Source organism: Psychromonas saccharinae, from assembly GCF_051201515.1.
GTDB lineage: Bacteria > Pseudomonadota > Gammaproteobacteria > Enterobacterales > Psychromonadaceae > Psychromonas.
In genome coordinates this window covers 4,343,986-4,369,867 of record NZ_CP195153.1, presented here as the reverse complement: position 1 = coordinate 4,369,867, position 25,882 = coordinate 4,343,986, and the positions used below count along the sequence as shown (strand labels likewise).

General features: G+C 38.9%; 22 protein-coding genes and 3 tRNA genes. 16 read left to right on the top strand and 9 right to left on the bottom strand.

Annotated elements, in window-relative coordinates:
* Nucleotides 1–9: 9 nt before the first annotated feature.
* From hisC to ACR30L_RS19495, 5 genes are all read left to right on the top strand, one after another.
* Nucleotides 10–1,086: a histidinol-phosphate transaminase gene (gene hisC, locus ACR30L_RS19515; protein WP_435235897.1), complete on the top strand. Its 1,077-nt coding sequence runs from the start codon at nt 10–12 to the stop codon at nt 1,084–1,086.
* The gene (locus ACR30L_RS19510; RefSeq protein WP_435235896.1) at nt 1,083–2,066 is read left to right on the top strand and encodes an NAD(P)-dependent oxidoreductase; all 984 of its coding nucleotides are present in this window, start codon (nt 1,083–1,085) and stop codon (nt 2,064–2,066) included. Before hisC ends, ACR30L_RS19510 begins: the two co-directional genes overlap by 4 nt.
* Before the next feature lie 238 nt (nt 2,067–2,304).
* Entirely contained in the window at nt 2,305–3,504 is a 1,200-nt protein-coding gene (locus ACR30L_RS19505) for a multidrug effflux MFS transporter (RefSeq protein ID WP_435235895.1), read from the top strand.
* Nucleotides 3,505–3,677: 173 nt separating this feature from the next.
* Entirely contained in the window at nt 3,678–4,169 is a 492-nt protein-coding gene (locus ACR30L_RS19500) for an Hsp20 family protein (protein WP_435235894.1), read from the top strand.
* A 479-nt stretch (nt 4,170–4,648) separates the two neighbouring features.
* The gene (locus ACR30L_RS19495; protein WP_435235893.1) at nt 4,649–5,698 is read left to right on the top strand and encodes a Fic family protein; all 1,050 of its coding nucleotides are present in this window, start codon (nt 4,649–4,651) and stop codon (nt 5,696–5,698) included.
* Nucleotides 5,699–5,754: 56 nt separating this feature from the next.
* Here the strand turns inward: ACR30L_RS19495 and poxB are convergent, their stop codons facing one another.
* Nucleotides 5,755–7,479 carry a ubiquinone-dependent pyruvate dehydrogenase gene (poxB, locus tag ACR30L_RS19490; protein WP_435235892.1) on the bottom strand — a complete coding sequence of 575 codons (1,725 nt, stop codon included), beginning with the start codon at nt 7,477–7,479 and terminating at the stop codon, nt 5,755–5,757.
* A gap of 463 nt (nt 7,480–7,942) precedes the next feature.
* Between poxB and ACR30L_RS19485 the strand changes: the two genes are divergently transcribed.
* The 6 genes from ACR30L_RS19485 (at nt 7,943) to ACR30L_RS19460 (ending at nt 11,592) form a co-directional block, all read left to right on the top strand.
* Nucleotides 7,943–9,019 carry an FUSC family protein gene (locus tag ACR30L_RS19485; protein ID WP_435235891.1) on the top strand — a complete coding sequence of 359 codons (1,077 nt, stop codon included), beginning with the start codon at nt 7,943–7,945 and terminating at the stop codon, nt 9,017–9,019.
* 224 nt (nt 9,020–9,243) lie between these two features.
* A tRNA-Thr gene (locus ACR30L_RS19480) sits at nt 9,244–9,319 on the top strand.
* A gap of 10 nt (nt 9,320–9,329) precedes the next feature.
* Nucleotides 9,330–9,413: transfer RNA gene (locus ACR30L_RS19475), tRNA-Tyr, on the top strand.
* A 78-nt stretch (nt 9,414–9,491) separates the two neighbouring features.
* Nucleotides 9,492–9,566: transfer RNA gene (locus ACR30L_RS19470), tRNA-Gly, on the top strand.
* A gap of 470 nt (nt 9,567–10,036) precedes the next feature.
* A complete protein-coding gene (locus ACR30L_RS19465; RefSeq protein WP_435235890.1) occupies nt 10,037–10,288 on the top strand; it encodes a helix-turn-helix domain-containing protein in 252 nt (83 codons plus the stop codon).
* Complete coding sequence (locus ACR30L_RS19460) at nt 10,288–11,592, top strand: type II toxin-antitoxin system HipA family toxin (protein WP_435235889.1); 1,305 nt, start codon at nt 10,288–10,290, stop codon at nt 11,590–11,592. The genes ACR30L_RS19465 and ACR30L_RS19460 overlap by 1 nt, the downstream gene beginning before the upstream one ends.
* 121 nt (nt 11,593–11,713) lie before the next feature.
* Here the strand turns inward: ACR30L_RS19460 and ACR30L_RS19455 are convergent, their stop codons facing one another.
* Nucleotides 11,714–12,631: a LysR family transcriptional regulator gene (locus tag ACR30L_RS19455; RefSeq protein WP_435235888.1), complete on the bottom strand. Its 918-nt coding sequence runs from the start codon at nt 12,629–12,631 to the stop codon at nt 11,714–11,716.
* Between the two features lie 171 nt (nt 12,632–12,802).
* Here ACR30L_RS19455 and ACR30L_RS19450 point away from each other — a divergent pair, with 171 nt between their 5' ends.
* Complete coding sequence (locus ACR30L_RS19450; RefSeq protein ID WP_435235887.1) at nt 12,803–13,702, top strand: DMT family transporter; 900 nt, start codon at nt 12,803–12,805, stop codon at nt 13,700–13,702.
* A gap of 82 nt (nt 13,703–13,784) precedes the next feature.
* On the opposite strand, the gene ACR30L_RS19445 is transcribed toward ACR30L_RS19450, so the two are convergent.
* Both ACR30L_RS19445 and ACR30L_RS19440 read right to left on the bottom strand, forming a co-directional pair.
* Entirely contained in the window at nt 13,785–14,717 is a 933-nt protein-coding gene (locus ACR30L_RS19445; protein WP_435235886.1) for a hypothetical protein, read from the bottom strand.
* A 13-nt stretch (nt 14,718–14,730) separates the two neighbouring features.
* Entirely contained in the window at nt 14,731–15,159 is a 429-nt protein-coding gene (locus tag ACR30L_RS19440; protein ID WP_435235885.1) for a VOC family protein, read from the bottom strand.
* Nucleotides 15,160–15,285: 126 nt separating this feature from the next.
* Here ACR30L_RS19440 and ACR30L_RS19435 point away from each other — a divergent pair, with 126 nt between their 5' ends.
* The gene (locus tag ACR30L_RS19435) at nt 15,286–15,831 is read left to right on the top strand and encodes a TetR/AcrR family transcriptional regulator (protein ID WP_435235884.1); all 546 of its coding nucleotides are present in this window, start codon (nt 15,286–15,288) and stop codon (nt 15,829–15,831) included.
* A 185-nt stretch (nt 15,832–16,016) separates the two neighbouring features.
* Here the strand turns inward: ACR30L_RS19435 and galK are convergent, their stop codons facing one another.
* Nucleotides 16,017–17,174: a galactokinase gene (galK, locus tag ACR30L_RS19430; RefSeq protein WP_435235883.1), complete on the bottom strand. Its 1,158-nt coding sequence runs from the start codon at nt 17,172–17,174 to the stop codon at nt 16,017–16,019.
* 17 nt (nt 17,175–17,191) lie between these two features.
* Nucleotides 17,192–18,247, bottom strand: coding sequence for a UDP-glucose--hexose-1-phosphate uridylyltransferase (locus ACR30L_RS19425; RefSeq protein ID WP_435235882.1), 1,056 nt, complete (start codon nt 18,245–18,247; stop codon nt 17,192–17,194).
* Between the two features lie 876 nt (nt 18,248–19,123).
* Here ACR30L_RS19425 and ACR30L_RS19420 point away from each other — a divergent pair.
* The 3 genes from ACR30L_RS19420 to ACR30L_RS19410 all read left to right on the top strand — a co-directional run bounded on the left by ACR30L_RS19420 (nt 19,124) and on the right by ACR30L_RS19410 (nt 22,244).
* Nucleotides 19,124–20,107, top strand: coding sequence for a TRAP transporter substrate-binding protein (locus ACR30L_RS19420; RefSeq protein ID WP_435235881.1), 984 nt, complete (start codon nt 19,124–19,126; stop codon nt 20,105–20,107).
* 275 nt (nt 20,108–20,382) lie between these two features.
* Nucleotides 20,383–21,672 carry a TRAP transporter large permease gene (locus ACR30L_RS19415; RefSeq protein ID WP_435235880.1) on the top strand — a complete coding sequence of 430 codons (1,290 nt, stop codon included), beginning with the start codon at nt 20,383–20,385 and terminating at the stop codon, nt 21,670–21,672.
* Nucleotides 21,672–22,244 carry a TRAP transporter small permease gene (locus ACR30L_RS19410; protein WP_435235879.1) on the top strand — a complete coding sequence of 191 codons (573 nt, stop codon included), beginning with the start codon at nt 21,672–21,674 and terminating at the stop codon, nt 22,242–22,244. Before ACR30L_RS19415 ends, ACR30L_RS19410 begins: the two co-directional genes overlap by 1 nt.
* Before the next feature lie 50 nt (nt 22,245–22,294).
* On the opposite strand, the gene ACR30L_RS19405 is transcribed toward ACR30L_RS19410, so the two are convergent.
* From ACR30L_RS19405 to ACR30L_RS19395, 3 genes are read right to left on the bottom strand one after another with little or no spacing between them, the layout of a single operon-like run.
* Nucleotides 22,295–23,635, bottom strand: a complete 1,341-nt coding sequence (locus ACR30L_RS19405; RefSeq protein WP_435235878.1) for an MFS transporter — start codon at nt 23,633–23,635, stop codon at nt 22,295–22,297.
* A 47-nt stretch (nt 23,636–23,682) separates the two neighbouring features.
* Nucleotides 23,683–25,185: a signal transduction histidine-protein kinase/phosphatase UhpB gene (gene uhpB / locus ACR30L_RS19400; RefSeq protein WP_435235877.1), complete on the bottom strand. Its 1,503-nt coding sequence runs from the start codon at nt 25,183–25,185 to the stop codon at nt 23,683–23,685.
* Entirely contained in the window at nt 25,185–25,790 is a 606-nt protein-coding gene (locus ACR30L_RS19395) for a response regulator (protein ID WP_435235876.1), read from the bottom strand. The genes uhpB and ACR30L_RS19395 overlap by 1 nt, the downstream gene beginning before the upstream one ends.
* Between the last annotated feature and the right edge of the window lie 92 nt (nt 25,791–25,882).

The following is a 25,882-nucleotide window of genomic DNA, read 5'->3' as shown; positions in this document are numbered from 1 at the left end:
GTACCAATCGTGATTATAGAAAAAACCAATAGTAGTTACAGTAAAATTCGTCCCTATATTCCGGGGGCGAATATTGAAGAAGTGCAAGAAGAGTATGGGATAGAGTCGCTTATTAAATTAGCCTCAAACGAGAATCCATTAGGGGTTTCTCCTCGGGGAATCGAAGCACTAAATTCAACTGCGAATGGCGTTAATATCTATCCCGATCCTAGTGCGATCTCTTTAAGGAAAGCCATTGCACGTAAATTGGGAACCACAATGGAGCAGATTATTGTTTCTAATGGCGCAAGTGGCGTTTTACGGTTAGTCACAGAAATCTTAATAGAAAGTAGAGATGAAGTTGTATATAGCAAGCCAACATTTCCCGCATATTATAATAATACCGTGCGTAATGGTGGTGTACCTGTAGAGGTGCCTTTAGCTGAAGGTTACAGATATAACTTGCAAGGTATGTTAGACGCTATCACCGATAAAACAAAACTTATGATTATTTGTAACCCTAATAATCCGACGGGAACCATTTTATCCTATGCCGAAATTGAGCAATTTTTGGACGCAGTTCCTAGAGATATATTAGTCGTTGTCGATGAGGCATATATTGAATTTGTTGAAAATAGAGATGAGGCTGACGCCCTGCAGGGGTTAAATAAATTCGCTAACCTACTCATAGTGAGGACATTTTCTAAAATATATGGTCTTGCAGGATTAAGAATTGGTTATGGTATCGCATCGAAAGAGATTATCGATACGCTTTATAAAGCACATCAAACCTTTGTTACCAGCTCACCTGCTTTAGCAGCAGCAGAAGCGGCAATAGATGACGATGAGTTTTTAGAGACGGTAAAACGTAATAACCAAATAGGGAAAGAATATCTCTTCCAAGCATTTACCGAGATGGGCTTTGATGTCGTCGAATCCGAGGCAAATTTCCTTTTTGTCGATATGAAAATTGAAGCGATTGAGGCGTACAAAGGATTATTGAAAAAAGGTTGTATTATACGCCCCATGGGTAAATTTGTGCGGGTGACGATTGGCACTGAAGCGGAAAATAAAGCGCTAATCGCTGCACTCAAGGAGCTAAAATGAAAATACTTTTTTACAGTGTATTTAAAAATCAAGAAGCGGATTTAAAAGCGGTTGCGGCTGAATGTGGTGTTGAAGTTGTGATGGTTGGCCAACCGCTGGGTATGGAAAATGTACACCTTGCTAAGGGCTATGAATCAGTATCATGCGCTGCGAAATGTGATTTAACGAGAGAAGTATTAACTCAGCTAAAAGAATATGGCGTTAAATATATTTCAACCAAAGCAATTGGGTACGAAAACCTTGATGTAGAGGCTTGTAAAGAGCTTGGCCTTCGGTTCAGCAATGCAACATATTCACCTCATTCGGTTGGTGAATTTACGGTGATGTCCATTTTAACTTGTTTAAGGAAATTATCATTTTCTCAAGCTAAGTTAAGACAGAAAGATTTTACTCTATTTGGTTTGCAAGGAAGAGAGTTACACAATCAAACCGTTGGGGTCATTGGAACGGGTAAAATTGGGCAAAGCGTGATTCAAGGGCTTTCTGGCTTTGGTTGTAGAATTGTTGCTTATGATATCTATGAGAATGAAGATCTTAAAAAGCATGTGGAATACCTTTCATTGGAGGAAGTATTTAAACAATCCGATGTGATAACGCTTCACGCTCCCCTGCTTGAATCAAGCCATCATCTTCTTGATGAAAAAGCATTTAACATGATGAAAGATAATGTGTGTATTGTTAATAATGCACGTGGGGAATTAATCGATACCGAAGCATTAATTAATGCTCTTGAAAGTGGAAAAGTCTCTGCAGCTGCATTAGATGTTGTGGAAGATGAGCTCGCATTTTTTAGGTATGACTTTCGTGAAAAAGAGATCACCAATAAAAATCTTAACAGGTTATTAGCGATGGATAATGTGCAAGTTACTGCCCATCATTCTTTTTTTACACGGCAAGCTGCATTAGACATGGTCAATTCAGCAATCAAGTCATTGCAAGGGTTTAAGGCAAAAGGTTATACAGAGAATCAGATTTGTTAATGTTGCTATACGATAATCGTGGATAAAAGAACGCTTTAATCAGTCGTTAATGGCCTCAATATTTAAACTATTTTAATTTGAATATTGAGGCCGTTTTTTTACCAATAAAGCTACGCTTGAGAGCTAGTTCTATGTTGAATACCCCAAAAAAATCAAAATGTTAATCGGCCATTACTCGCAAATTTAAATCTCGCCATACTTTAAAAGCTCATTAATTTAACAACAGGAAAACGTGGTTATGAAATCCTATCATTCGCTAGCCTTTATTGCATTTTTGCTCGCGCTAAGTGTATCGGGGCCATTGTCGATTAACTTTTACCTCGCTCTATTGCCAGAAATGGCGGACTCATTAGCCACAAGTGCGGCAACCATCCAGCAAACAGTCAGTGTGTATTTAATCGGATTTGCCTGTGCTCAGCTTATTGTTGGCCCTTTATCTGACCGATTCGGTCGTCGGCCAATATTGATCATCTGTTATACATTATTTGGTTTGGCCTCATTGGTTTGTGCATTGGCACATGATGCTAACGTGCTGATCATGGGGCGATTTATTCAATCATTAGGTGGGTGTGCGGGCGTATTAATTAGTCGTGCGATTGCCAGAGATGTCTTTTCTCCGAAGGAAATGGGACAAGTCATGTCCTATATGATCACGGGATTTTCTATGGCGCCACTGATTGCTCCGGCGATTGGCGGTTTTGTGGGTATTGCTTTTGGTTGGCGTAGTCTTTTTTGGATTTTAGCCGGGATTGGGTTTTCCCTTATGCTATGGACTTACTTTACATTCCAGGAAACAAATAAAGCATTGAACCCCAAGGCAACCCAACTCAAACAGATTATTCGAAACTATGCGTCTTTACTCAGTAATAAACATTTCCTTTGTTACTTTTTGGTGGTTTCAACCTCAGTCGCAGGCGTATTGACCTATACCTCTGCATCGAGTTTTGTGCTGATTGAAGTCTTAGGGGTTCCAGCTCAATATTACGGATTGTTATTTAGTATCAACGCATTCGGCATGTTTTTGGGTAGCCTTATTTCTGCAAAATTAAGTCGGCAGTTTGGTAGTGAATCAGCCAGTTGGTATGGTTGTTTGTTGCTGTTAACGGGCGGGACAATTTTAGCCATACTCCCTTTGCTGGGAATCGTGTCTATTTTTACGCTTGTTGGCTCTATGTTTATTTATGCGCTGGGTAATGGTGTTGTGATGCCATCGGCGATGACACTGGCGATCATGCCATTTCCTAAGAAAGCAGGAGCAGCGGCCGCGTTAATTGGTTGTTCCCAATCTGCTCTAGGGGCACTGTGTGGGTACATTGCAAGTCTACTTTACGATAAAACTGCTATCCCAATGACTTCGATTATTGGTTTAATGTCTTTGCTGGCCTTTTCCGGACTTTTATATATCAGAGTTTCACAAAAGAAGGTGCAATATCCTTGATAAACAAAGCAGGCTCGTTGGGATTATTTTAGGAAGCAAATCCGCGCATAAAAAATTTTATTTTCTCTATTGAAAAATAATAATAATGACCATAAATATAGTAGTGTGATGGTGTGTTGAATATGACTCATCACCTACTGTTTTTATTTTATTTACTCTCAGGAGAACTTATTATGAACACAATTGATTTAACGCCTCTTTATCGCAATAGCGTTGGTTTTGATCGTTTGGCATCCCTGCTGGATAATGCCCTAACCACGGAAACAAAAGTCAGTGCTTACCCTCCCTATAACATCGAAGTACTCGGTGAAAATAACTACACGATTTCATTAGCGGTTGCGGGTTTTTCACAAGATGAACTTGATATTCAAGTGGAGAAAGGGGTGTTAAGTGTATCGGGCAATAAAGACAAAGCGCAAGAAGAACATAACTACCTGCATCAAGGCATTCCAAATCAAACATTTGAACGTAAATTTAATTTAGCAGATTATGTTGAAGTGACGGGCGCTGATCTGTCTAATGGTTTATTAAATATCAACCTTGTTAAAGAAATTCCAGAAACGATGAAACCTAAGAAAATATCAATTAATCAGGTAGATAACGCATTAGAACATCGTAAAAAAGAAAAAGTAATTAATGATAAAAGTAACGATCAAGCTGCTTAGCTTGATGAGATTAAAAAGAGGCAGTATTGTACTGCCTCTTTAGACTTTATTCGCTGCTTCACAAGTACTTAGTCTGCCATTTTTATTATTAAAATAAGCGTTAATACGCTCTATCCTTTCCTAGTATGTCCTATTGCAATTATACCAATTGTATTAAATATGTGATCTAAATTTTGCGCTGGAAAAATGGTTTAGTTTGAGGCGAAAGTTGATGTAAATGGTTGTTCCCTTAACGAAACTTTCAACAAAGAAATAAACTATTTTAACCAGCAAAATAGATCAGCTAATTATTACAATTGGTATTTAATGTATCGAAACCACATTGAACCCTTTTGCCCAAGGCAGTACACTGATTAATAATTACTCATTTTTTTGTGCTGAGGTATTTCAATGGAAAATGAAAATAGACAGGAAAAGTCGCGCTTAGTAAGTGGCCAGATCTTTAAGCGTATTTCAAATGGCATCGGGAGAGTATGCTAATGAGTTATACACCTAGTTTTAGCCTCACCAATAAAAGTATTTCATTAATTATATCGATCGGAGAGCAACTGGGCCGATTATCTGCCTACCAGCACACAACGCTGTCAGAACAACAACTCAACGCATCTCTTATTCCTATTGTTCAAGGTACCTTAGCCATTGAAGGCAGTAAGCTGAGCGAATCACAAATTCTTGATATTCTAGATGGAAAGCAGGTGATTGGTTTAGCGAAGGAAGTATTGGAAGTAAAGAATGTTTTTCGTCTATATAAGCACTTAGATACTTTTCAGTCTGATGATCAGCAAAGCTTAGTGCTTGCTCATAAAAAGCTGATGTTTCAACTTATCGATGAAGATAAACAATATCGATGGGGCAGTATGGGGGTGATTAAAAATAATAAAATCATTCACATGGCACCACCTGTTAATCTTGTGCCTAAACTGATGGACGATCTCTTTATTTGGTTGAAAGAAAGTGATGCGCATCCGTTAATTAAAAGTTGTGTGATGAATTACGAGCTCGATACTATTCATCCATTTTCCGATGGGAATGGAAGAATCGGGCGATTTTGGCAAACATTAATTTTAAAACAATATAATGATGTCTTTTTCTATTTACCCTTAGACAGCCTTATTGCTCGGAAAAAAAGTAGGTTAAATGCGGTGTTAGCGGCAAGTACGAAGCACTCAAATAGCACGCCATTTATTGAGTTTATGCTAGAGATGATTAATAAAGCATTACAAGCATTTGAATATCCAAATACGAATAAACTCATAAAGCCCCCCCAAGTTAAGCCATTAAGTAAAGGGCAAGGCAGTAGTCAGGTCAAAAAATTACTAAACGTAATGAGACTGGAACAAAAGAAATCTAAGGAAAGCGCATTTAAACGTGAAAAACTACAGGAATTATTAGGGCTTAGCGATAAGAAGTCTTTCACTAAACGTTACTTAAAACCGGCATTGGAAGCCGGAATGGTTGAGATGACGATTCCCGATAAGCCGACCAGTCGTTTACAGCAGTATCAGTTAACACGATTAGGTAGGGAATGAGTGAGATTAGGCTAGGTGAAACGAATACCCACACTAGCCTAGATTGAGCAATAAAATTAACGTGACCAGTTTGTTTTACTCAGTTCTACGATTTCACTTCCTTTACCATTAATCAGCGCTTTCATCATGTAAACACTAAATCCTTTGGCTTGTTCAAACTTGATTTGCGGTGGCATAGCAAGTTCTTGTTTAGCCGTATCTACTTCAAGCACAACAGGGCCGTTATAAGCCATCATCTCATCGATTGCAGAAGGCAATTTTTCGGGATCGTTTACGTGTATACCTTTGAGTCCACAGGCTTCAGCAATCGCAGCAAAGCTTGGGTTCTCTAAATCAGTATCATCGGATAAATAGCCACTGGCTTTCATTTCCATCGCGACAAAACCTAATGAACGGTTATTGTAAACAACCATTTTAATCGGCAAGTTAAGTTGTTTAAGAGAAAGTAAATCTCCCATCAACATAGAAAATCCGCCATCACCACATAATGCAACTACTTGACGGTTGCGGTCAAAAGACTGCGCACCCATTGCTTGAGAAAGCGCATTAGCCATTGAACCGTGGTTAAATGAGCCGATTAAACGACGTTGACCATTCATCGATAAATAACGTGCAGCCCAAACCGTTGGCGTACCGACATCACAAGTGAAAATGGTATCAGCATGGGATTTTTCATCGATTAAACGTGTTAAATATTGTGGATGAATAAGCTGATGAGATGTTTTTCCATCAGCAAGTAGATCGAGGTCCTTACGAGATGTCTTATAGTTTTTAACGCATTGTTTTAGGTGTGAGTCAGAGCGGCCTGTTTGGATATGATCAAGCAGTGCGGCGACTGTATTTTTCGTGTCGCCGAGGACACCAAAGTCGATTTGTACATGACGGCCTAGGGAAGCAGCTTGATTATCAATTTGTAAAATAGTGCTGTCTTCAGGATAGAAGGCGCGGTAGGGAAAACTCGTCCCTATCACAAGCAACGTATCCGATTGACGCATCGCATGATAGCCAGAAGAGAACCCGATAAAACCGGTCATACCGACATCGTAGGGATTGTCATATTCAAGAAATTCTTTACCGCGCATTGCATGTACGATCGGAGCCTGTAATTTTTTTGCTAATGCAATGATTTCATCGTGTGCCCCTTTACAACCCGCACCGCATAATAAAGTGACTTTCTTACTTTTATTAAGGTGGTCCGCTAGGGTTTGAATATCAGGTAAAGCAGGCGTATATGAAGCAGGTTTTGGTAAATTCCATTTAGGTTTAATGCCTTCCGGCATCGCTTTCAGTGCAACATCACCCGGTAGCACAAGCACACTAACATCGTTATGTAAGATAGCTTGACGCATTGCAGTTTCTAACATGAAGGGCATTTGTTCAGGATTAGAAACAAGTTCACAGTAAACGCTACATTCTTTAAATAATTCCTGTGGATGTGTTTCTTGGAAATAATTACTACCCACTTCAGAGGAAGGAATGTGAGCAGCAATCGCAAGTACAGGGACTTTATTGCGGTGGCAGTCGAACAAACCATTAATTAAATGTAGATTACCTGGACCACAAGATCCCGCACAGACAGATAATTCGCCTGAAACGTGTGCTTCAGCGCCCGCAGCAAACGCCGCTGTTTCCTCATGGCGTGTTCCTAGCCATTCTATTGTGCCCATCTTTCTTAAACTTTCACTTATTCCATTGAGTGAATCGCCAGTTACCCCCCAAATGCGTTTTATACCTGCTTGTTCAAGGGTTTGAGTAATGAAACTTGCGATACTTTGACTCATATTAAGATACTCCTAGGATTCAATTTGATAATAGAAAATGCATAACAGATGTGTAACAAAGAAGAACCAATGTTTTTACATTTATTGATCATCCTCTTTAGAAGGAAGTTTGACAATGTGTAATTGATCTTGTTTTTATAATTTCTTTTTATATAAACTGTGCGCTATATCAAAAATAAGAATAAAGATATCTGGAATTTTCGTTGTTTATTAGATTTAAATCCTTTATTTTTCACGTTTGGTGGTTTTTAAATTCTATATTCTTTTCTAAGCTAGATATGTGTGTTGACGTGTTTTTAATTGGATGTAAATGAGCCTAGCGGGATAACGAATGATTTATTGATATATTTCATGATCTTAATGAATGTAATTTAATAGAATCATAGCCTCTTTCCTTTTCAATGAATGGTACGTTTATGCCTTTGTTGAACCACTGTAAAACATCATTATTTAAGTGTGGTAAATGTTTCTTTCAGATCGTTTTGTAATACAGCATCAGCACATGCTTCACGTCGTGCGCATTGTTATTGCTTGTGCCATTGCATTGGTTATTATTCGAACCTATGACTTTCCACATTCAAGTTGGGCATTAATCACGATTACCGTTGTGATGGGGCCCATTTCTTATTTAGGATCGGTATTAACCAAAGCAAATCAACGTTTATGCGGCACAATTATTGGAGCCTCATTTGGACTTGCTTTATATCTATTACCACCGTCTTTGATCTTGCTTCACGATGCCCTGATGCTTCTTATTCTTGCGATTGCAATGATCGTGGTAAAAGGTAAGCACTCCTATGCAGCGGTATTGGTTGCACTTACGCTTTTTCTCGTTGCAGGTGCCGGTAGTGGTAATATTCAAGTTGCAGAATGGCGCGCCTTTAATGTTATTTGGGGATCATTATTAACCATGATTTGCAGCCGCTTATTTTTTCCCTCCAAAGCGAAGATTCATTTTCAATTGCTTGTAACAGAACTTTTACAACAATGTGGCGATTATTATTTAATGCACAGTCGAGATCTTAATACGGAATTATCATTAAGTGATTACAATATTAAAGGACTCAGCGCTAATCTCGCAAAACAACGCTCGTTAATGGCACACATCTATAAAGAATGGAAAGGGGACAATCAAGATATTACCGATATTATTGTGATGGAGCGGCGTGTATTAAGTGTATTAGAAACGATTATTAGCCGAGAATGGGATAGTCAAAATGCAGTGACAGAAATTAAGAACAATGCTTTCTTGAGTGAAGGAACGGCTGCATTGTTTAAGGAAATTAATCAATTGAGTGCCAGTGTCGCACGTGGCAATGTTTCATCTTTATTAACTGATGATATATCGTTATTGGCCGTTACCTACCAGACCTTTAGTGCGATTGATAATGGAGAAAACATGAATAACTTTAATTTTTTTGGGTACTTATGGCTAAATCATGAGTTCGCACATCATATTTCTTCCATTTCATTTAGTCTAAGCAAGGTATTTAACAATAAACATTTCAAAGAAGGTCAGCATCAGGCCATTGCAAATTAAATAATATGCCTATCGAATATTAATTTCTTCGTTCAGACTTGTTGGCTATGTTTGCTTTGTTTATCGATAACAATATTGTTTTTGGCGGGATTAAACCGAAAAACAAACAAAATTTACACAGATTGTTTTGTTTTTGAGCGAACAAACTAAAAATTCTAAAAATTTATAAATAAAGGGTTGCAACAGGGACCGAGTTTCTCTATTATTCGCAGCACTTAGACGGCGCCGACTTAGCTCAGTTGGTAGAGCAACTGACTTGTAATCAGTAGGTCACCAGTTCGACTCCGGTAGTCGGCACCATTTAAGTCCTGGAGGGGTTCCCGAGTGGCCAAAGGGAGCAGATTGTAAATCTGCCGCGTAAGCTTCGGTGGTTCGAATCCACCTCCCTCCACCATATTTCTACTCACTTGCCACAGTGAGTTTACAATGACAATGCAAACGCATTGTTTTTGTGATCAAGATGCATCAATTTGCGGGCATCGTATAATGGCTATTACCTCAGCCTTCCAAGCTGATGATGCGGGTTCGATTCCCGCTGCCCGCTCCAAGAATTTCTACTTTAAAACCAACCACTGCGGTTGGTTTTTTTGTTTCTGGCTTCCCATAAAAAATTTCGGTGACCAAAGCATTCTTTGATGCCTCTCACTGTAAAGAATACTTTCACTCTAATCTTTTATTTTTCTTTTGTTTCTCTTTGTAAGTTTTGTACCTCGCTAAGTGCTCTGTAATAAGTTATTGCAACTACTTAGCATTCCAATCTCTCGCAATGCATATCTAAAATATAATACACTCGATAAAGCTAGGGTTTAAAGCTGTTTGAACAGTTAGGTCTCACAGTTTCTGTTAATTTATCACTAGGTATTGAAGGTAAATTTTGGGGTAAAGTTAAAAGTGTAGAGAGGATATTAGAAAGAAAACGAAAGTAAATTCAATACCTGCTTTAGCGTGTATATATTGATTTACCTGTTTTGGCGTGTAATAATGTTTTTACCTGCTCTACCGTGTGAGATTGAATAGATGAAAATAACCAACACAAAGCAACTAAGTGCTTATCTTCGAGATGTACGATTAGATGAAAAGCTATCACAAACGGATGTCGCTAAAAAAGTGGGTATTCGTCAGGATACCGTTTCTAGTTTTGAGTTAAAACCAGAATCCACCAAAATAGAAACATTTTTTAAGTTGCTTTCTGCGTTGGAACTAGACATTACGATCACGCCTCGTAACAGTAATAGCTCTGATGGCGCGCAGTGGCCGGAGGAATGGTAATGGCTGTTCTTGATGTTTATCTAAATGGTTATTTAGTCGGGCATTTTACTAAAGAGAACAATGGCGCACACGCTTTTGCTTATAGTGAAAAGTGGTTGGCTATTAAGGGGGCTCGGCCTATTTCATTATCAATGCCGCTCTCGAAGCAAGTCTATAAGGGAGATGTAGTTTATAATTACTTTGATAATTTATTACCTGATAATGCTGAAATACGGCAGCGTATTATCTCCCGATACCAAGCAAATTCTACTCAACCTTTTGATCTACTTTCTGCTGTTGGCAGGGATTGTGTCGGTGCACTACAGCTACTAGCACAAGGTGTCTTCCCTGAGAATGTTAAGGTTTTAGAATACAAACTGCTTTCAGCGCAATCGTTAAATAAGATCTTTAAAGGATACTTGTCTAATATTCCACTTGGCATGATTGAGGATGAACAGGATTTCCGGATATCTGTTGCAGGGGCACAAGAAAAAACCGCACTTCTCAAGATTAATGATAAATGGTGCTTACCGCTGAAATCGACACCTACTTCTCACATAGTTAAGTTGCCTATTGGTGAGATCAAGAGCCATTCATACACATTGGATATGAGTGATAGCGTTGAAAATGAATTTTTGTGCATGCTGCTTGTAAAAGCTTATGGGTTACCTGTTGCTGAGTGTGAAGTGATACAGGCAGGTAATATAAAAGCATTATCAGTACAGCGTTTTGATCGTCAATATTCAAGCGATGGGCAATGGTTGATGAGAAGACCACAAGAAGATTATTGCCAAGTATTAAATATTCCATCGGGTTTGAAATATGAAAATCAGGGGGGACCGGGTATTGAAGCAATTATGAAGCACTTGTTGGGATCAAAGAATGCCCAGCAAGATAGATATAACTTTATGAAAGCGCAGGTGCTATTTTGGTTATTAGGCGCATCTGATGGTCATGCAAAGAATTTTTCTATTTTTATACTGCCTAACGGGGAGTATCAACTAACACCACTCTACGATATTTTATCGGTTTATCCGGTGGTGAGTAAGCAAGGGCTTAATATTCGACAAGTAAAATTGGCGATGGGATTAAAAGCAACGAAAGGGAAAAAATACAATATCGATAAGATCTACTCTCGTCATTTTATTGCGACTGCAAAATCGGTTGGCTTTGATGTATCGGTTATGTCAAAAATAATTAATGAGATTAAAGATGTAACTGAGCAAGTTATTGGCAATGTTAGAGCTCAACTTCCAGATACTTTTCCTGATAAAATTTCAGAAAGTATATTCAATGGAATACTCTACCGGGTGAAAAAACTGTAGATAACGAACTCTAAAAGTTAAACTTATTCAATTTGAAAACTCAGTCTTATTGATAGTTTTAAATACTTTATTTGATTTTCAATAAGTTGTGATAAATATCAGCTACGTTATCATTTGAACCTTATAACCGATTATTTTCTAATGACGATATTTTATACCAACACGCTAATAATTTAGTGAGTTGTTTGCTGGCGCTATTTTTTTTCTCACTTTCTCGAGTGAGGGCTGACCAGGCCAGATCAATACCTTGTTTCCCAAGTTGAGTGCTACTAACTCTTTGCGATTGAAGGGCTGCATTTACGGCCCACTTCGACAGAATGCTTACTCCCAACCCTGCACTGATTAGTTCAATGATTGCATCTGTCATTTCAACAACTTCTACTTGGTGTGGAATCACGCCCGATGGTCGAATAAAACGCTCATACTCAAAACCGGGTAAGACAGTTTGACTATAAGTGTAATATTGGATTTCGCTGAGATCCTTAGGTTCAATAAATTGCTTGTGGCTAAGTGGATGATTGTAAGGAGTGACTAGCACGAGTTCATCCATAAAAAGAGGTGTGCTAATGATGCCGGGTGGCGCGAGATAACCCGGTGCAATTACAATATCGACTGAGCTATGTTGCAAGCTAACAATCGGATTTTGTGTAGCTGAGGCGACTAATCTTAGTTTGAGGTGACTCGCTTCCTGATTCACGAATTTAATAAAGTCAGGGATCCAGTAATAACAAGAGTAAGAGGCGACGCCTAAACGCACTATTTGGTTTTCGAGGTGTGCGTTTTGTTCAAAATCCGCTTCTGCGCGTGCTAAGGTCGGCAGTGTTTGTAATGCAACTTGTGTGATCAGATTACCGGCAGGTGTTAATTTTAATCGACGCCCTTCTTTTTCAAAAAACTTCCCGCCGATACGACGTTCCGCTTCCGCAATTCGATGGCTCAATGCAGATTGGCTAATACCGAGCGCATCTGCTGCTTGAGCGACGTTACCAAATTCGGAGAGTGCTTTAAGCATTTGCCAGTGTCTAATCTCTAGTTTCATAAAGTGACCAAATCATTAAATCAATACATGAGAAATGTGCATGTATATGTATAGTAATTCACTTATATATTAATTAGTTTTCGAGTATTGTCTAGCTTGTTAAAGACGTATTTATACGGGAATGGTCTGTTTAAAGCGTTAATAGGGAAATGGGTGACGATGAGGAAAGTAATGGCTGTCAAAATGCAAATGAACGGATCTGTGATGGTTTTGTTAGCGGCTATTGGATTTGGTTTTAATCCGCTCTTTGCGCAAATTCTATTTGCCCAAGGTATGTCCGTAGAAGTTGTTACTCTTTGTCGCTTTATTTTACCTGATATTCTTTTGTCATTTTATTTGCGAACCCCTTCGGTATTGTGGCCTGAAGTGAGACGCATGATTATTATCGGTTTTGCTAACGCTCTGGGTGTGTTGGGATACTTTTATGCATTGCAGACTTTAACACCCGCCACCGCTATATTGATTTATTATACCTATCCTTTTTTCTCATTGTTGATCGGCATTTTGGCCTTTAAACGCTCGTTAAGTGTGAATGCATTATTATCCGCCGTCTTAGTGTTAATCGCGGCCTCATTAGTGATAGATCCCTCGCAGTTATCCATAGCCTCGAAGTGGGCACTATTAGGTTGTTTTTTAGCGCCTATCGTTTTTGCTTTTCAAATACAATATTTGGCTAAGCCTAAACAGAATTTAACGGCGCTTAGTCGTATGGCTTGGGGCACTATGGGGCATTTAGTAGTTCTCATCCCCCTTGCCGTTTGTACTTCACCCGAGGTGGCTTTCCCTCATGAAATAAATGGTTGGTGGGCTTTATTAGGCTTAGCATTTCTTGCCGCCGCTTTACCTCAGTATTTATTTGTAATGGGGGCCGTTAATACTAAACCAGAAGTCATCGCTATTTTAGGAGCAGTTGAGCTCGTTGTTGCAATGCTTTCCTGTGCACTTTTCTTGGGGCAAGCACTGACTCGATTAGATATAACGGCAATGTTGCTGGTTATTGTTGCGCTTGGTATCCGAGATCCCAAACCAATTACCATGGAGCATGAAGTTGCGAAGAGCGTCGTGATATAGTGATTCCGAATATAGAGATTACAAATATGAGCGTGTTTGATGAATAATTCTTGATTGATTTTTCACTTGAATCAATAAGCCTTTATTTTGTTTTATATGCCAATCCATTGTAGTAATACTCTATTTCTTTTACGGTAAAACAGAGTGTTATACCGGTTTTTTTCTTATCTTTATTTTCGCCTATCGCCAGTTTTATGGGGGAGGACTGTTTATCATTCCCATATATTTCAGTAGCAGCTTGTATCTTTAAAATATGTCCTTTTTTCCAATTAAAGAAGAGTAAGCTAGCTACTGGGTTTTGGTGTAAGTTCCCTAACGTATTAAAAAATCCATTACCAACATAATCATCCATTAATAATTGACCATTTGGGTTAATAGAAACAAAGCCTGCTTCTCCTCCGCGATGAGAAATATCTGCACCTCGACTATTTAAGCTTTTTCCATCGTTAAAACTACTCGCGATAAAAAGGGCATCGGAATGAGTAATTAAATCATGGTCACGTTGCGTTAATTGTTGTCGAGTAAGGGTAGAAAAATTTGCATAATCTGGATGATTTAACACTATTTTTGGTTGAATATATTTAGGGCAATTACCGTAGCTTTGTAAGACTTTTACTTTAATATATTTCTGGCTAATGTCGATGATCGTTCCATTGACTCGATTACGTCTTTTAGTATCAAATTGAATACCCAGTAGTCCAATGCGTGACCCGATGACCAGTTCATCTCGCATAAAATCCCCCATCGAATTTTGAGTGTTTATGACTAATTCATTCTCTGAAGTTGATTGAATAAAACCTACACAACCAAAGAACACGCTAGCATGAATATCAGAGTGATGGTCATTAAAACCAATCAATATCATGGTCAAAGATTCAAAAAATTCACGATGCTGTAATGGCATAAACTCACGAATAAATTTAGGGCCTATATCCGCCATCAATTTATCGGTGCCCATTAATTTTTGGACAGTTAATTCGCCTTCATGCCAAACAGACCGTAAATTATTCGTCATTATCTTGTCCTAATTAACCGATCAATTCTAATCGAATACCGCCAGGAATAGCGCACATCATATGATGCAATGGTGTTCCTTCCAGTGCTTCAGGTGGAAATTCAATACCAATATTATTCAGTAGTTTGAATTGATGGTGTAATGTCTCAAGTGCTTCTAAGTTAGCGACCTTCAGTGCAAAATGGTGTAAGCCGACATTTTGTTTACGGTTAAAATCAACCTTAATGGCCTCGTCTGCTATTTGCCATAACGTCAGCATAATTGTCCCATCAGATACAAAAATTGCAGGGTAATCGGGTTTTTCACCTACTTTTTTAAAGTGTAACTGATCGATAAAAAACGCAGCTGTTTGATTGATGTCTGGCACGCTAAGCCCTAAATGATGAATACCTGTGGTACCGATAGCTGTGTTTGTAGTTGAGTTACTGGTTGTTTTACACATATACAATGGCCTTATTAAATTAATTTTAGTGTGGTGAACAGTTCTGTTTACTACTATAGGTGAACAAACCTGTTTACGTCAAGATCAAATGCGTTATAATTTAGTAAAGACAACGGGGTGAAGCGCATGCAACCAAGAAAAAAACATTTAGTCGACACGGCACTGACTTTATTTAACCAACATGGGTACCATGCTACTGGCATTGATCTCATTTTGGCTCAATCTAAAGTATCTAAAGCCACCTTATATAAACATTTTCGTAGTAAAGAGGAGCTGATCTTAGCTGCTTTAAAACAACGAAATGAGCAAGTTTTAGAGATGATTAAAAGTAAACTAGAGGAGGCTATTACAACTAATACACCTCAAGAATTGGTGATTTTTGATGCATTAAATGAGTGGTTTAATAGCGAGACTTTCTTTGGCTGTAATTTTATTAATGCGAGTGCAGAATATGCAGATTCAGATCACCCGATACATATTTATGCTGCACAGCACAAACAAAGGGTGGTTGAATTGGTGAGTACGACATTATCGTTAAAAGATAAGCTCAAGGCCGATCAAATCGGCTTATTAGTCGAAGGCGCTATTGTGATGGCGCACACGAGAGGCATTAAAAATGCGGCGCTGATGGCAAAAGAAATGGCACGACTGATTCTTGATGCTAATGATTAAATCGATTTGATTGTGAGCGTATTCAGTGTGTATTGTTATCTAGTTTAATAGATAATGGATTAGATTTTAAAATCTTCTAATATGTACTTTTTGATGAATGACTTTATTCGTTAATACTTCTATCGGCTGTGGTTAGTCGTGGGCATAACGCAATCTATTGTATTTTATTGCATCATGCCTAATTGTTAAATAGGACCCGCACCATCCTGTGGTGTACAAATATAAATAGATTCTTGAATCCCGGTTTTCGCTTTATATTTTGCTTCAATCGCAGCTTGAGCTTGCGCGACCATCTCAGTTGGCATTAACGCGACACAGCATCCACCGAAACCACCGCCGGTCATGCGTGCGCCACCTTTATTACCCAGTACATCGGTTAATACTTCAACAATATAATCTATCTCAGGTACGGTAATTTCAAAATCATCGCGCATAGACGCATGCGAGGCATACATGTATTCACCGACTTTCTGAAGATCGCCTGCAATTAATGCGTCAGCACAAGCTACAGTTCGATTATTTTCAGAAATAACATGGTGTGCACGTTTGTAAACATCAGAGCCTTTTTCAATACTTGATGCATTTAATTCGGCTAAGGTTGCATCACGCAATGCGACTTTACCGAGTTGACGAGCAGCCTGTTCACACTGTTCTCGTAAGGCATTATAAGCACCATCCACTAAGCTGTGCGTTACATTTGAGTTAACAATCATAATGCTAACGCCTTCAGGAATATGTACTGCCTTGGTTTCTAGGCTACGACAATCGAGAAGCAGTGCATGATTTTTTTCGCCACAGGCGGAGATCATTTGATCCATAATGCCGCACATACAGCCTGCAAAATTATGTTCAGAAGCTTGCCCAATCAAGGCTAAATCTGACTGGCTTACATCCAGATTATATAATGCTTTCATTGCCTGACCGGTTACTACCTCAAGTGCTGCAGAAGAACTTAAGCCCGAGCCTAGGGGAACATTTCCAGTGATAGCAATATCGGCACCGCCTAATGAATAACCTTTTTCTTTTAAGAAGTGAACCACACCACGCATATAGTTCGCCCATAGTTTATCTTCCGTGGGGGTGATCGTTTCATTCACGGAGAATGTATCTTGCACATTATCATAATCGACTGAGATTAGACGGACGATGCCATCGTCGCGTTTAGCACAGGCAATCACAGCTTGATAATTAATCGCACAGGGCATGACAAAACCATCATTATAATCGGTATGCTCACCGATTAGATTAACTCGACCTGGAGCTTGTACAAATGTCGTTGCCGAATACCCACAAACTTGTTGGAATGCATCTATAGCACGTTGTTTTAATTGATTGGTTGACATAATGTAACTCTCCGTCTTTATTGTTGTTCTTTGTAGTGAACATCGCTTACATCGCGTAATTTCTGTGCCGCTTGTTCAGCCGTTAAGTCGCGTTGTGATTCTGCTAACATTTCATAGCCGACCATGAATTTACGCACGGATGCTGAACGCAGTAGTGGCGGGTAAAAAATAGCGTGTAGTTGCCAATGTTCAATATCCGTTCCCGCCTCAAAGAAGGGCGCATAATGCCAGCCCATAGAGTAAGGGAAGGAACATTGGAACAGGTTGTCATAACGGCTGGTTAATTTCTTGATAGCAATCGCCAGATCATCGCGCTGTTCATCTGAAAGTTCGCTCATTCGATGAATATGCGTTTTAGGTAATAGCATGGTTTCAAATGGCCATGCAGCCCAATAGGGGACGACGGCAATCCAATGTTCTGTTTCTACAACGGTGCGCTCACCATCTTTTATTTCAGCCTGTACATAATCAAGTAATAGATTTGAGTGCTGTTGTTCATAATATGCTTTTAAGTGTTTTTCCTTGCGTTCAATTTCATTTGGTAAGAAGCTATTTGCCCAGATTTGACCGTGTGGATGTGGCTGTGAACATCCCATTGTTGCGCCTTTATTTTCAAACGCTTGTACCCAAATATAATCTTTACCCAATTCTTCAATCTGTTCATTCCATGTATCAATAACACCACGTATTTTATTCACAGGCAGTTCAGGCAAGGTTTTGCTGTGGTCAGGTGAAAAACAGATCACTCGACTTAAACCGCGCACACCCTGTGTTTTAAAGAGTGGATTGGTTGATTCTGGCGCTTCAGGCGAGTCAGTCATTAATGCTGCAAAATCATTCTCGAAGACATAAGTACCTTTATAGTCTGGATTTTTATCACCGGAAATTCGGGTGTTGCCTGGGCATAAAAAGCAGTCTTTATCGTAGTTTGGAAGCTGAACCGTTGATGGTTTTTCATCTTGTCCACTCCATGGGCGTTTAGCACGATGCGGAGAGACTAAAATCCATTGTCCGGTTAAGGGGTTATAACGACGATGCGGATGATCAATCGGATTAAATTTAATATCAGACATAGTAGTTCTCTATCTTATTTGTGATGCCAGACATGTAAAAACGATATCTGTCATTTAGGATTATTGTTAATAGCCCTGTCGATTGTTTGATTGCCAGTGCCAAATATTTTCTGTCATTGCGATTACGCTACGGGTTGCTTTCCAACCAAGATGATTTCTGTTTTTGTTGGTCGCATATGTACACATGACTATCGGTATAACATAAGCTTCTAGTACCAAGACGCGCCACGATAAACTGCCCCTTAAATTCAAATAAATAATAGCAAGTATTATTCTGAAAATAAGTGATCTACCGCAAATAGTGTAAACGTTTACATTTATAGTGCAATTTATTTTTATAACACAGTGCTTAGGCCGAATTTTAAATTAGGTTGCTTAATGATTGTGTGCTGAGGTCTATCGGACTAATAATGGGGTTAACGTGTTAATTACTCATACTTTAAGTTTAAATTCAAACAGAGTTATTCGAATCTACCGTGGATCGTTTTATATGCAAAATAAGGTCGTTTTTTATCCTTAATGTGTAATATTTAAACGAATAATGAGAGCTTCCCCTAGTTTTTTTGTGTTGTTTTAGAACTATCCCCCGATTTTTTTCTGCTGTTTTATTACTATATTATTGTATTGCAAGTGTGTCAGTTTTTAGCTTTTTATCTTGTAAATAGCGCCAATATAACTGTTTTTATTTGCCATAAGCATCATTGGAAATGACGTGATTTATCAATGTGTTTGTTATGAATAAGCGAATATTCATGGTCGGGTCAGAAACTGAGAAATTTGTACGTTTTTAAAAAAGAATAGATGTTCATCGTGAATATTTTGGATTATTGAAATATTCAACACAAAGCAAGAAAACTTATATATTAGGAGTTAACTATGCGTTCTAGTTTAAAAAAAGGTTTGATATCGGCGTTATGTTTGGCGTGGGCATCTTCAGCATATTCTGCTGTTGAGCTTAAGCTTGGCCATTTTGGGTCTGAAAAACATCCGTCCAATATTGCAGCGATGCAATTTGCAAAAAATGTTGAAGCACGTACAAATGGAGAAGTTACTGTCGAAATATATCCCAATAATGCCTTGGGTAGCCCACCAGAAGTACTTGAGCAGGTCATTATGGGCGTCGTTGATATGAGCCTATCAGGACAAGATCAATTAGCTAAACATGTGCCTTTATTTGATACCGTTAGTATTCCTTTTTCCTTAAAAAACTCAGAACATGCTGATCGTGTGTTAGATGGCCCTTTTAAAGAATGGGCGGCACCTGAATTAGATAAAATCGGCCTTGTTTACCTATCCAGTTGGGATTGGGGATTCCGTCAGTTAACCAACTCTGTACGTCCTATTTTATCGCCTGCTGATGTTAAGGGCTTAAAAATTAGAACGCCACCAGCAATGACTTACCAAGCAGCAATGCAAGCACTCGGTGCGAATGTGCAAACCATTGCGTTTAGTGAATTGGTCATGGCAATGCGTCAAGGTGTTGTTGATGGTCAAGAAAATCCAATCGGTGTTATTTACAATTTGAAACTGTATGAATCTCAAAAATACATTTCGATTATTAATTACTTATATAGCTCAATGGTGCATGTTGTTTCTAAAGATGCTTGGAGCCGTTTAACGCCAGAACAACAGAAAATTGTTCGTGAAGAGTCTGATTCTGCACGTTTGTTAATGCGTCAATTAACGCGAGCAGAAGAGTTGAAACAAATCGAAGATATGCGTGCGAAAGGGATTGTGATTGATGAGCCTGAACTTGCACCTTTCCAAGCAATGATGGGCCCTGCTTACGAGCAAATTAAAAAGAAAGTGGGCGCAGCTAATTTTGATAAATGGATTGAGATGGCTAAATCGGTTGAATAATTAAACGATTATGTTGTTTTATTGTCGATGATTTCGTCTTGCTAAGGCGAAATCTATTATTACTATATCAAGGGAATGAATGATGTGGCTGGATGTGCAAAAAAGATTATGGCTAACAAAATGTGAGTAGTTGAAGATGATTTTTTAACGGGTAATCATCCATTAAATTGGTGAGTGTTCGCTTATAAAAATCACCATTAAGTTAACGATAATTTCCACTTCCCATCATGACCACTTTATTCATTCCTTTGTCTAACTGATAGGTGGCTCTAAGTATGTTGACCTTAGCGATATTCGGCGTTCTAATTTTCCTCCTTTTGATTAATGTACCAGTTGTTGTCGCAATTGGCCTAACATCAGTGATGTTTTTTGTTGGTCTAGGTGATGCGCGACTTTTAGCTATGCTGCCTCACCGTATGTATTACGGCACAACCGGTTTTACACTGTTAGCTATCCCCTTTTTTATTTTAGCCGGCAATTTAATGAATACCGGCGGTATTACTGACCGTATTTTCCGTTTTGCACAATCCATGGTGGGGCATATCGCCGGTGGTATTGGTCAGGTTAATATTGTTGCGAGTGTTATCTTTTCGGGCATGTCTGGGTCTGCGGTTGCCGATGCAGCAGGGTTAGGGCAGATAGAGCACAAAGCCATGGTTGACCAAGGTTATGATCCGGCTGATTCTGCGACGCTAGTGGCGGCTTCCTCGGTGATTGGACCCGTTATCCCGCCGAGTATTCCCTTTGTACTATACGGCTCAATTACCAGTGTGTCGGTTGCCCGTTTATTCTTGGCTGGCTTTATTCCAGGGATCATGATGGCACTTGGGATGATGGTTGCGTTAAGTGTGTTAGCAAAGCGAAGAAACTATCCCTGTGCTGAACATAAAGCGCCTTTTAAAGAACGTCTTTCTGCATTTAATGGTGCATTTTGGCCCTTGATGGCACCTATTATTATTGTTGGTGGCATTATGAGTGGTTTTTTCACACCAACAGAAGCTTCGGTCGTGGTGTGTGTGTATGCCGCTATATTGGGTTTTTCCTATCGAGACTTAAAATTAGCCGCGCTTCCTGGCATTGTTTATAAATCAATTACGCAGTCGGTAAGCCTGTTATTTATTATCTCTGCCGCCAACTTTTTCGGATGGTTAATCATCCATCAAAAGATTCCAGATAGCGTAATTGCAACACTGGTTGGCTTTGGGGCAACTCAATCTGTCGTCATGTGGATTGTGATTGGTATTGTATTAACCATGGGGTTGTTTTTGGAAGGAAACGCTATTTTCCTCATCACTCTGCCTTTATTTATGCCGATTGCCAATATGTTTGACATCGACTTGGTTAACTTTGGTGTTGTTATGGTCTTGTTGATTATGATTGGTAATTTAACGCCGCCGGTCGGGATGTGTTTATTTGCCGTAGATAGTTTCGCAAAAGTCGGCATGCCGGCCCTCGCAAAAAGAGTGTGGCCTTATCTACTGATGATTTTTTTAATCACGGTTCTAATTGCATTTGTGCCAAGTATTGCACTGTTTTTACCTAATCTAATTATGGGAGAAATGTAATGGTTGCGTTATTTAAAACAATAGATATCTGGATCCAGAGAATCCTTCGTTACATTGCAATGACGATGTTTGCGGTACTTGGACTGTTATTAATTGCGAATATAGGTTTGCGTTTGATTAATGATTTGGTTCAATTTTTAATTCATCATGGCATGGAAGGGGCTGCTAACGTTATTCAGAGTGTTGTGACTATTAATTCGTTTTATTGGTTTGATGAGATTATCGAATTAAGTTTTGCTGCATTGGTTTTTTATGGAGCAGCGGGATTATGGTGTGCAAAGTTACACTTTTCAGTTGGTGATTGGATAAGCCCTCGGATTAAAAATGTGCGCATGAAACATTTTTATAAACTGTTAATCCTGATTATTTCCGCGATTTTTATAGGCATATTATTTTGGTATTCACTAAAATTAACCCTAAGAACCCATCAGGTCACCACTGCATTTCAAATTAAACAGTGGATCCTCTATTCCTGTGTGCCAATTTCGTCGATGATTATGCTACTTTATTCCATCGTCGACGTTATTATCGAGGCAAAGCATTTTGTTCAAGGCACTCCTAGCAATGAATGATGGTGTTTAATTGACAGACAATCCGGTGCGTTTCTAATACGCACCGGCTTTTAAAATTTAGGGGCTAGGGTTGAGGGATCTGCCGATAATTGTGCTTTTAAAAAGGGTAACAAGACCAAACCAATCGCTGCAGATGCAACGGCAATAACGGTAAAGAATCCACTCCAGTGATAATTTTCAATGATCAGTGCTAATGGATAACCTGCTATTGCAGCACCGACATAGGCAAATAAACCAATAAAACCGGTGGCAGCTCCCGGGGAATTTTTATGGGAGCACTCCGCCGCTGCCATACCAATAAGCATTTGTGGGCCAAACACAAAAAATCCAATGGTAAAAAAACAACCCGCTTGAAGTATTAACGAGCCCGTTGGCATTAACCAAAGTGCGGTTACTGAGAAAAATATACCAATCGAAAAAAGTAACGTCATTAAAATACGATTACCATAAAATAATAAATCAGCACCTCTACCAGCCACCAGTGCGCCGGCAAACCCTCCGACTTCAAACAATGCTAATACGGAGTTTGCGGTGACTAAATCATAACCATATTGCTCTGTTAGGTATAAATTTCCCCAATCTTCAATAGCGATTCTGACGATATAAACAAGAATGTAGCTAAATGCTAAGAGCCAAATGTATTTATTAGAGAAAACGTATTTTTGAATTATCTCTCGGTAGCCTAGCCCTTGCCCGTGTTGTTCTTGCTCTATTTCCAATTTATCATTACGCCACTTACCAATGGTTGGAAGTCCCATGGTTGTTGGCTTATCTCGTAAACGCCAACATAATATTAAGCCAATTAAAACGCCACAAATTCCAGGGACGATCATGCCTTCTCGCCAACCATAATGTAAGGTTAAAAAAGCCACTAATATTGATAATAAAACGTTACCTGTATTGTGTGCTGTATTCCATATTGACCACCAAAATCCTCGTTCAGATCGTGAATACCAGGTTGTTAATAGTTTCGAGCAAGAAGGCCATCCCCAACCTTGAAACGCTGCATTTAATGCCCAAAGAACCGCAAACATGGCTAATGAATTGGCAAAACCACAGAGTATATTCACAATGCCGGTGATGATCAGTCCTATTCCCATAAAGTATCTTGGGTTTGAGTTATCTGAAATACAGCCTGAAAAGAATTTAGACAATCCATATGTGATATAGAACAGTGTACCGATAAAACCAATATCGACCTTATCTAATCCAAAGTCTGTCACCAGCGCAGGCATAACATAATTAAAACTTTTGCGGGTGAAGTAAAAGCCTGCATATCCAATATATAGATTGAATAAAATATGACGCCGCCAATAACGATAAGATGAATCGATGGTCGCCTTATCTTCAATTTGATGGGGACTTGAATGTGTTTTAAAAATACCAATCATTAACTCTGCTCGCGTTTTGAATACACCATAATGAAAATTAAAAGTAGCTAATTTTTTGGTAATATTACGGTTAGTTTTGTACCATCTTTATATGTATTGTCACCCGAGGCGATATTAAATATTCCGCCCAGTGCTTGCACTCTTTCTTGAATGCCAACCAGTCCAAAGCCATGCTTCACAGCTTCTTTTTTTAAGCCAATCCCGTTGTCACATACCAGTAAGTGGTACTCATTATTTTTCTGGAATAATGACACGGTTACCTCGGAGGCTTTTGCATATTTAGCGATATTATTTAATGACTCTTGGCAAATTCGAAATAACGTTGAACGCAAGGTATCATTTAAATTAGGCTCATCTATTTTGCAATATATTGACGTTTTAATGTTTTGAGATTCAAATTCAAGATCCATCACTAATTGTTGGATTGCACTTTCAAGGCCAAGATCGTCTAAGGCTTTAGGTCTTAATCGATTCAATAATCCCCGTGTGGTGTCATAAATATTAAGGGATAATTCCTCGATTGTTTTTGCGTATCCATGTTTTGCTAGTACATCATCATTGCGTTGTAGCATATTTGCTTGAATTCGAATGGCCGTGATGTTTTGTCCTATTTCGTCGTGGAGTTCTCTTGCTATATCTCGACGAACCCCTTCTTCGGCTTTAATTAATTGTTTTGACAAGTTTTTATTTCGGCCTAATTCTTGGGTTAATTGCAGATTTAATTCTCGTTGACGCTGTATGCCTGCACCTAATAAAACCCCTGTCAGTGTTTGGGCGGATAATGATAAGAGTAAATCTGTCATTGAAAAGCCGACGTTTGATTGGGTTGCCATCAGCGCGATACTGTTAAATAAAGTGGCTAATAGGGCTCCTTGCCAACCGTAACGATACGCTAAAAGGATGATCGGAATAGCTAAACAAAAGGGGGCGAATCGACGCAACTCATCAGGCAACCCGGTTTGAATAAATATGCTGGCAATAAATAACAGCAGGTACAGAAGAAGATGTCGATTGCGTAAGTCGATGGGCTTATGGATAAAATCAGCAGTCAACAGTGCCCATGAGTTTTGGAATAAATAACTCCAGATCAGGTAACAACTTGGGGCAAGCATTATTGCACCAGTAATACTACACAGTAAGGCTGACCATAAATCATCATAATATAAAGAATAACATAGGGTGTTGGTGACTGAAGTTGCAATAATCGCGATACCAATGACGCGTAAGCGCTGCCATTGGCCACCATGATAATAATCATGTGCAACACTAAGAATAACGATGCTAAATAAGCTTGCCATGATTAGAAAGATAAACTCAGGGCGGTTAAATAAAAAAATATGGCCTAGGATTAAAGCAAACTCAGCACCGTAAATCGCACTCCAGTATTTTTTAGGGCTGTGTAAAATAAGGCCAATTCTAAAACCAAAGGGAAAAAGTAAAATAGCGAGTTCTGAAGACTCAACAAAATGGTCAGATAAGACCCACAGGGAAAATAAGCAACATGCAACAAATATCCATGTATAAATTAATGTAATCAGATACTTGTGCATTAAATTAGCTCGGAATCGAAATATTTAGCCAGTTTTACATTGTTGTCTACATTGAGTTTGTCCATTGCATTTGCGCGATGAATATGGACGGTTTTTGAGCTCAAACCCAATTGCGTTGCGATAGTTTTAATATCCAGTCCACGAGAAAGCATTTCACCAACTTGATGCTCGCGTTTGGTTAATTGTTTGAAGCAATTAATTTTAGAACTATTCGCTATTTTTAAAGCTAAGTCCGGGGCTAAATATTGATGCCCTTGAGCGACGGTTCGTACGGCTAGCAGCATCTCATCTGGACTACACCGTTTACTTAAAAAACCCTTTGCCCCTAAATCTAGCGCTTTTTCAATCATCAAGGAAGATTCATGCACACTGAGCATAATGCAATCAACGCGATGTGAAATTTCAGATAATAATTCCAACCCATTTTTATCAGGCATTGATATATCTAAAATACAGATAGTCGCGTTATTAATGGCTAACCCTTTACTCGCTTCGGCAGCCGAGCCATATTCTCCGACGATGTCGATATCTTTTTCGAGCGAAAGTAACTGAGCAAAGCCTGAGCGTACAATGACATGATCATCAATAAGAGCGAGTTTTATCATAAGAAATTTCTGAGGTTAAATTAATTTAAGAAGAGAATACAGTGAAACTTTAGTCGCTACAATACAGATAAAATGGCGCTTTTAAACAAAAT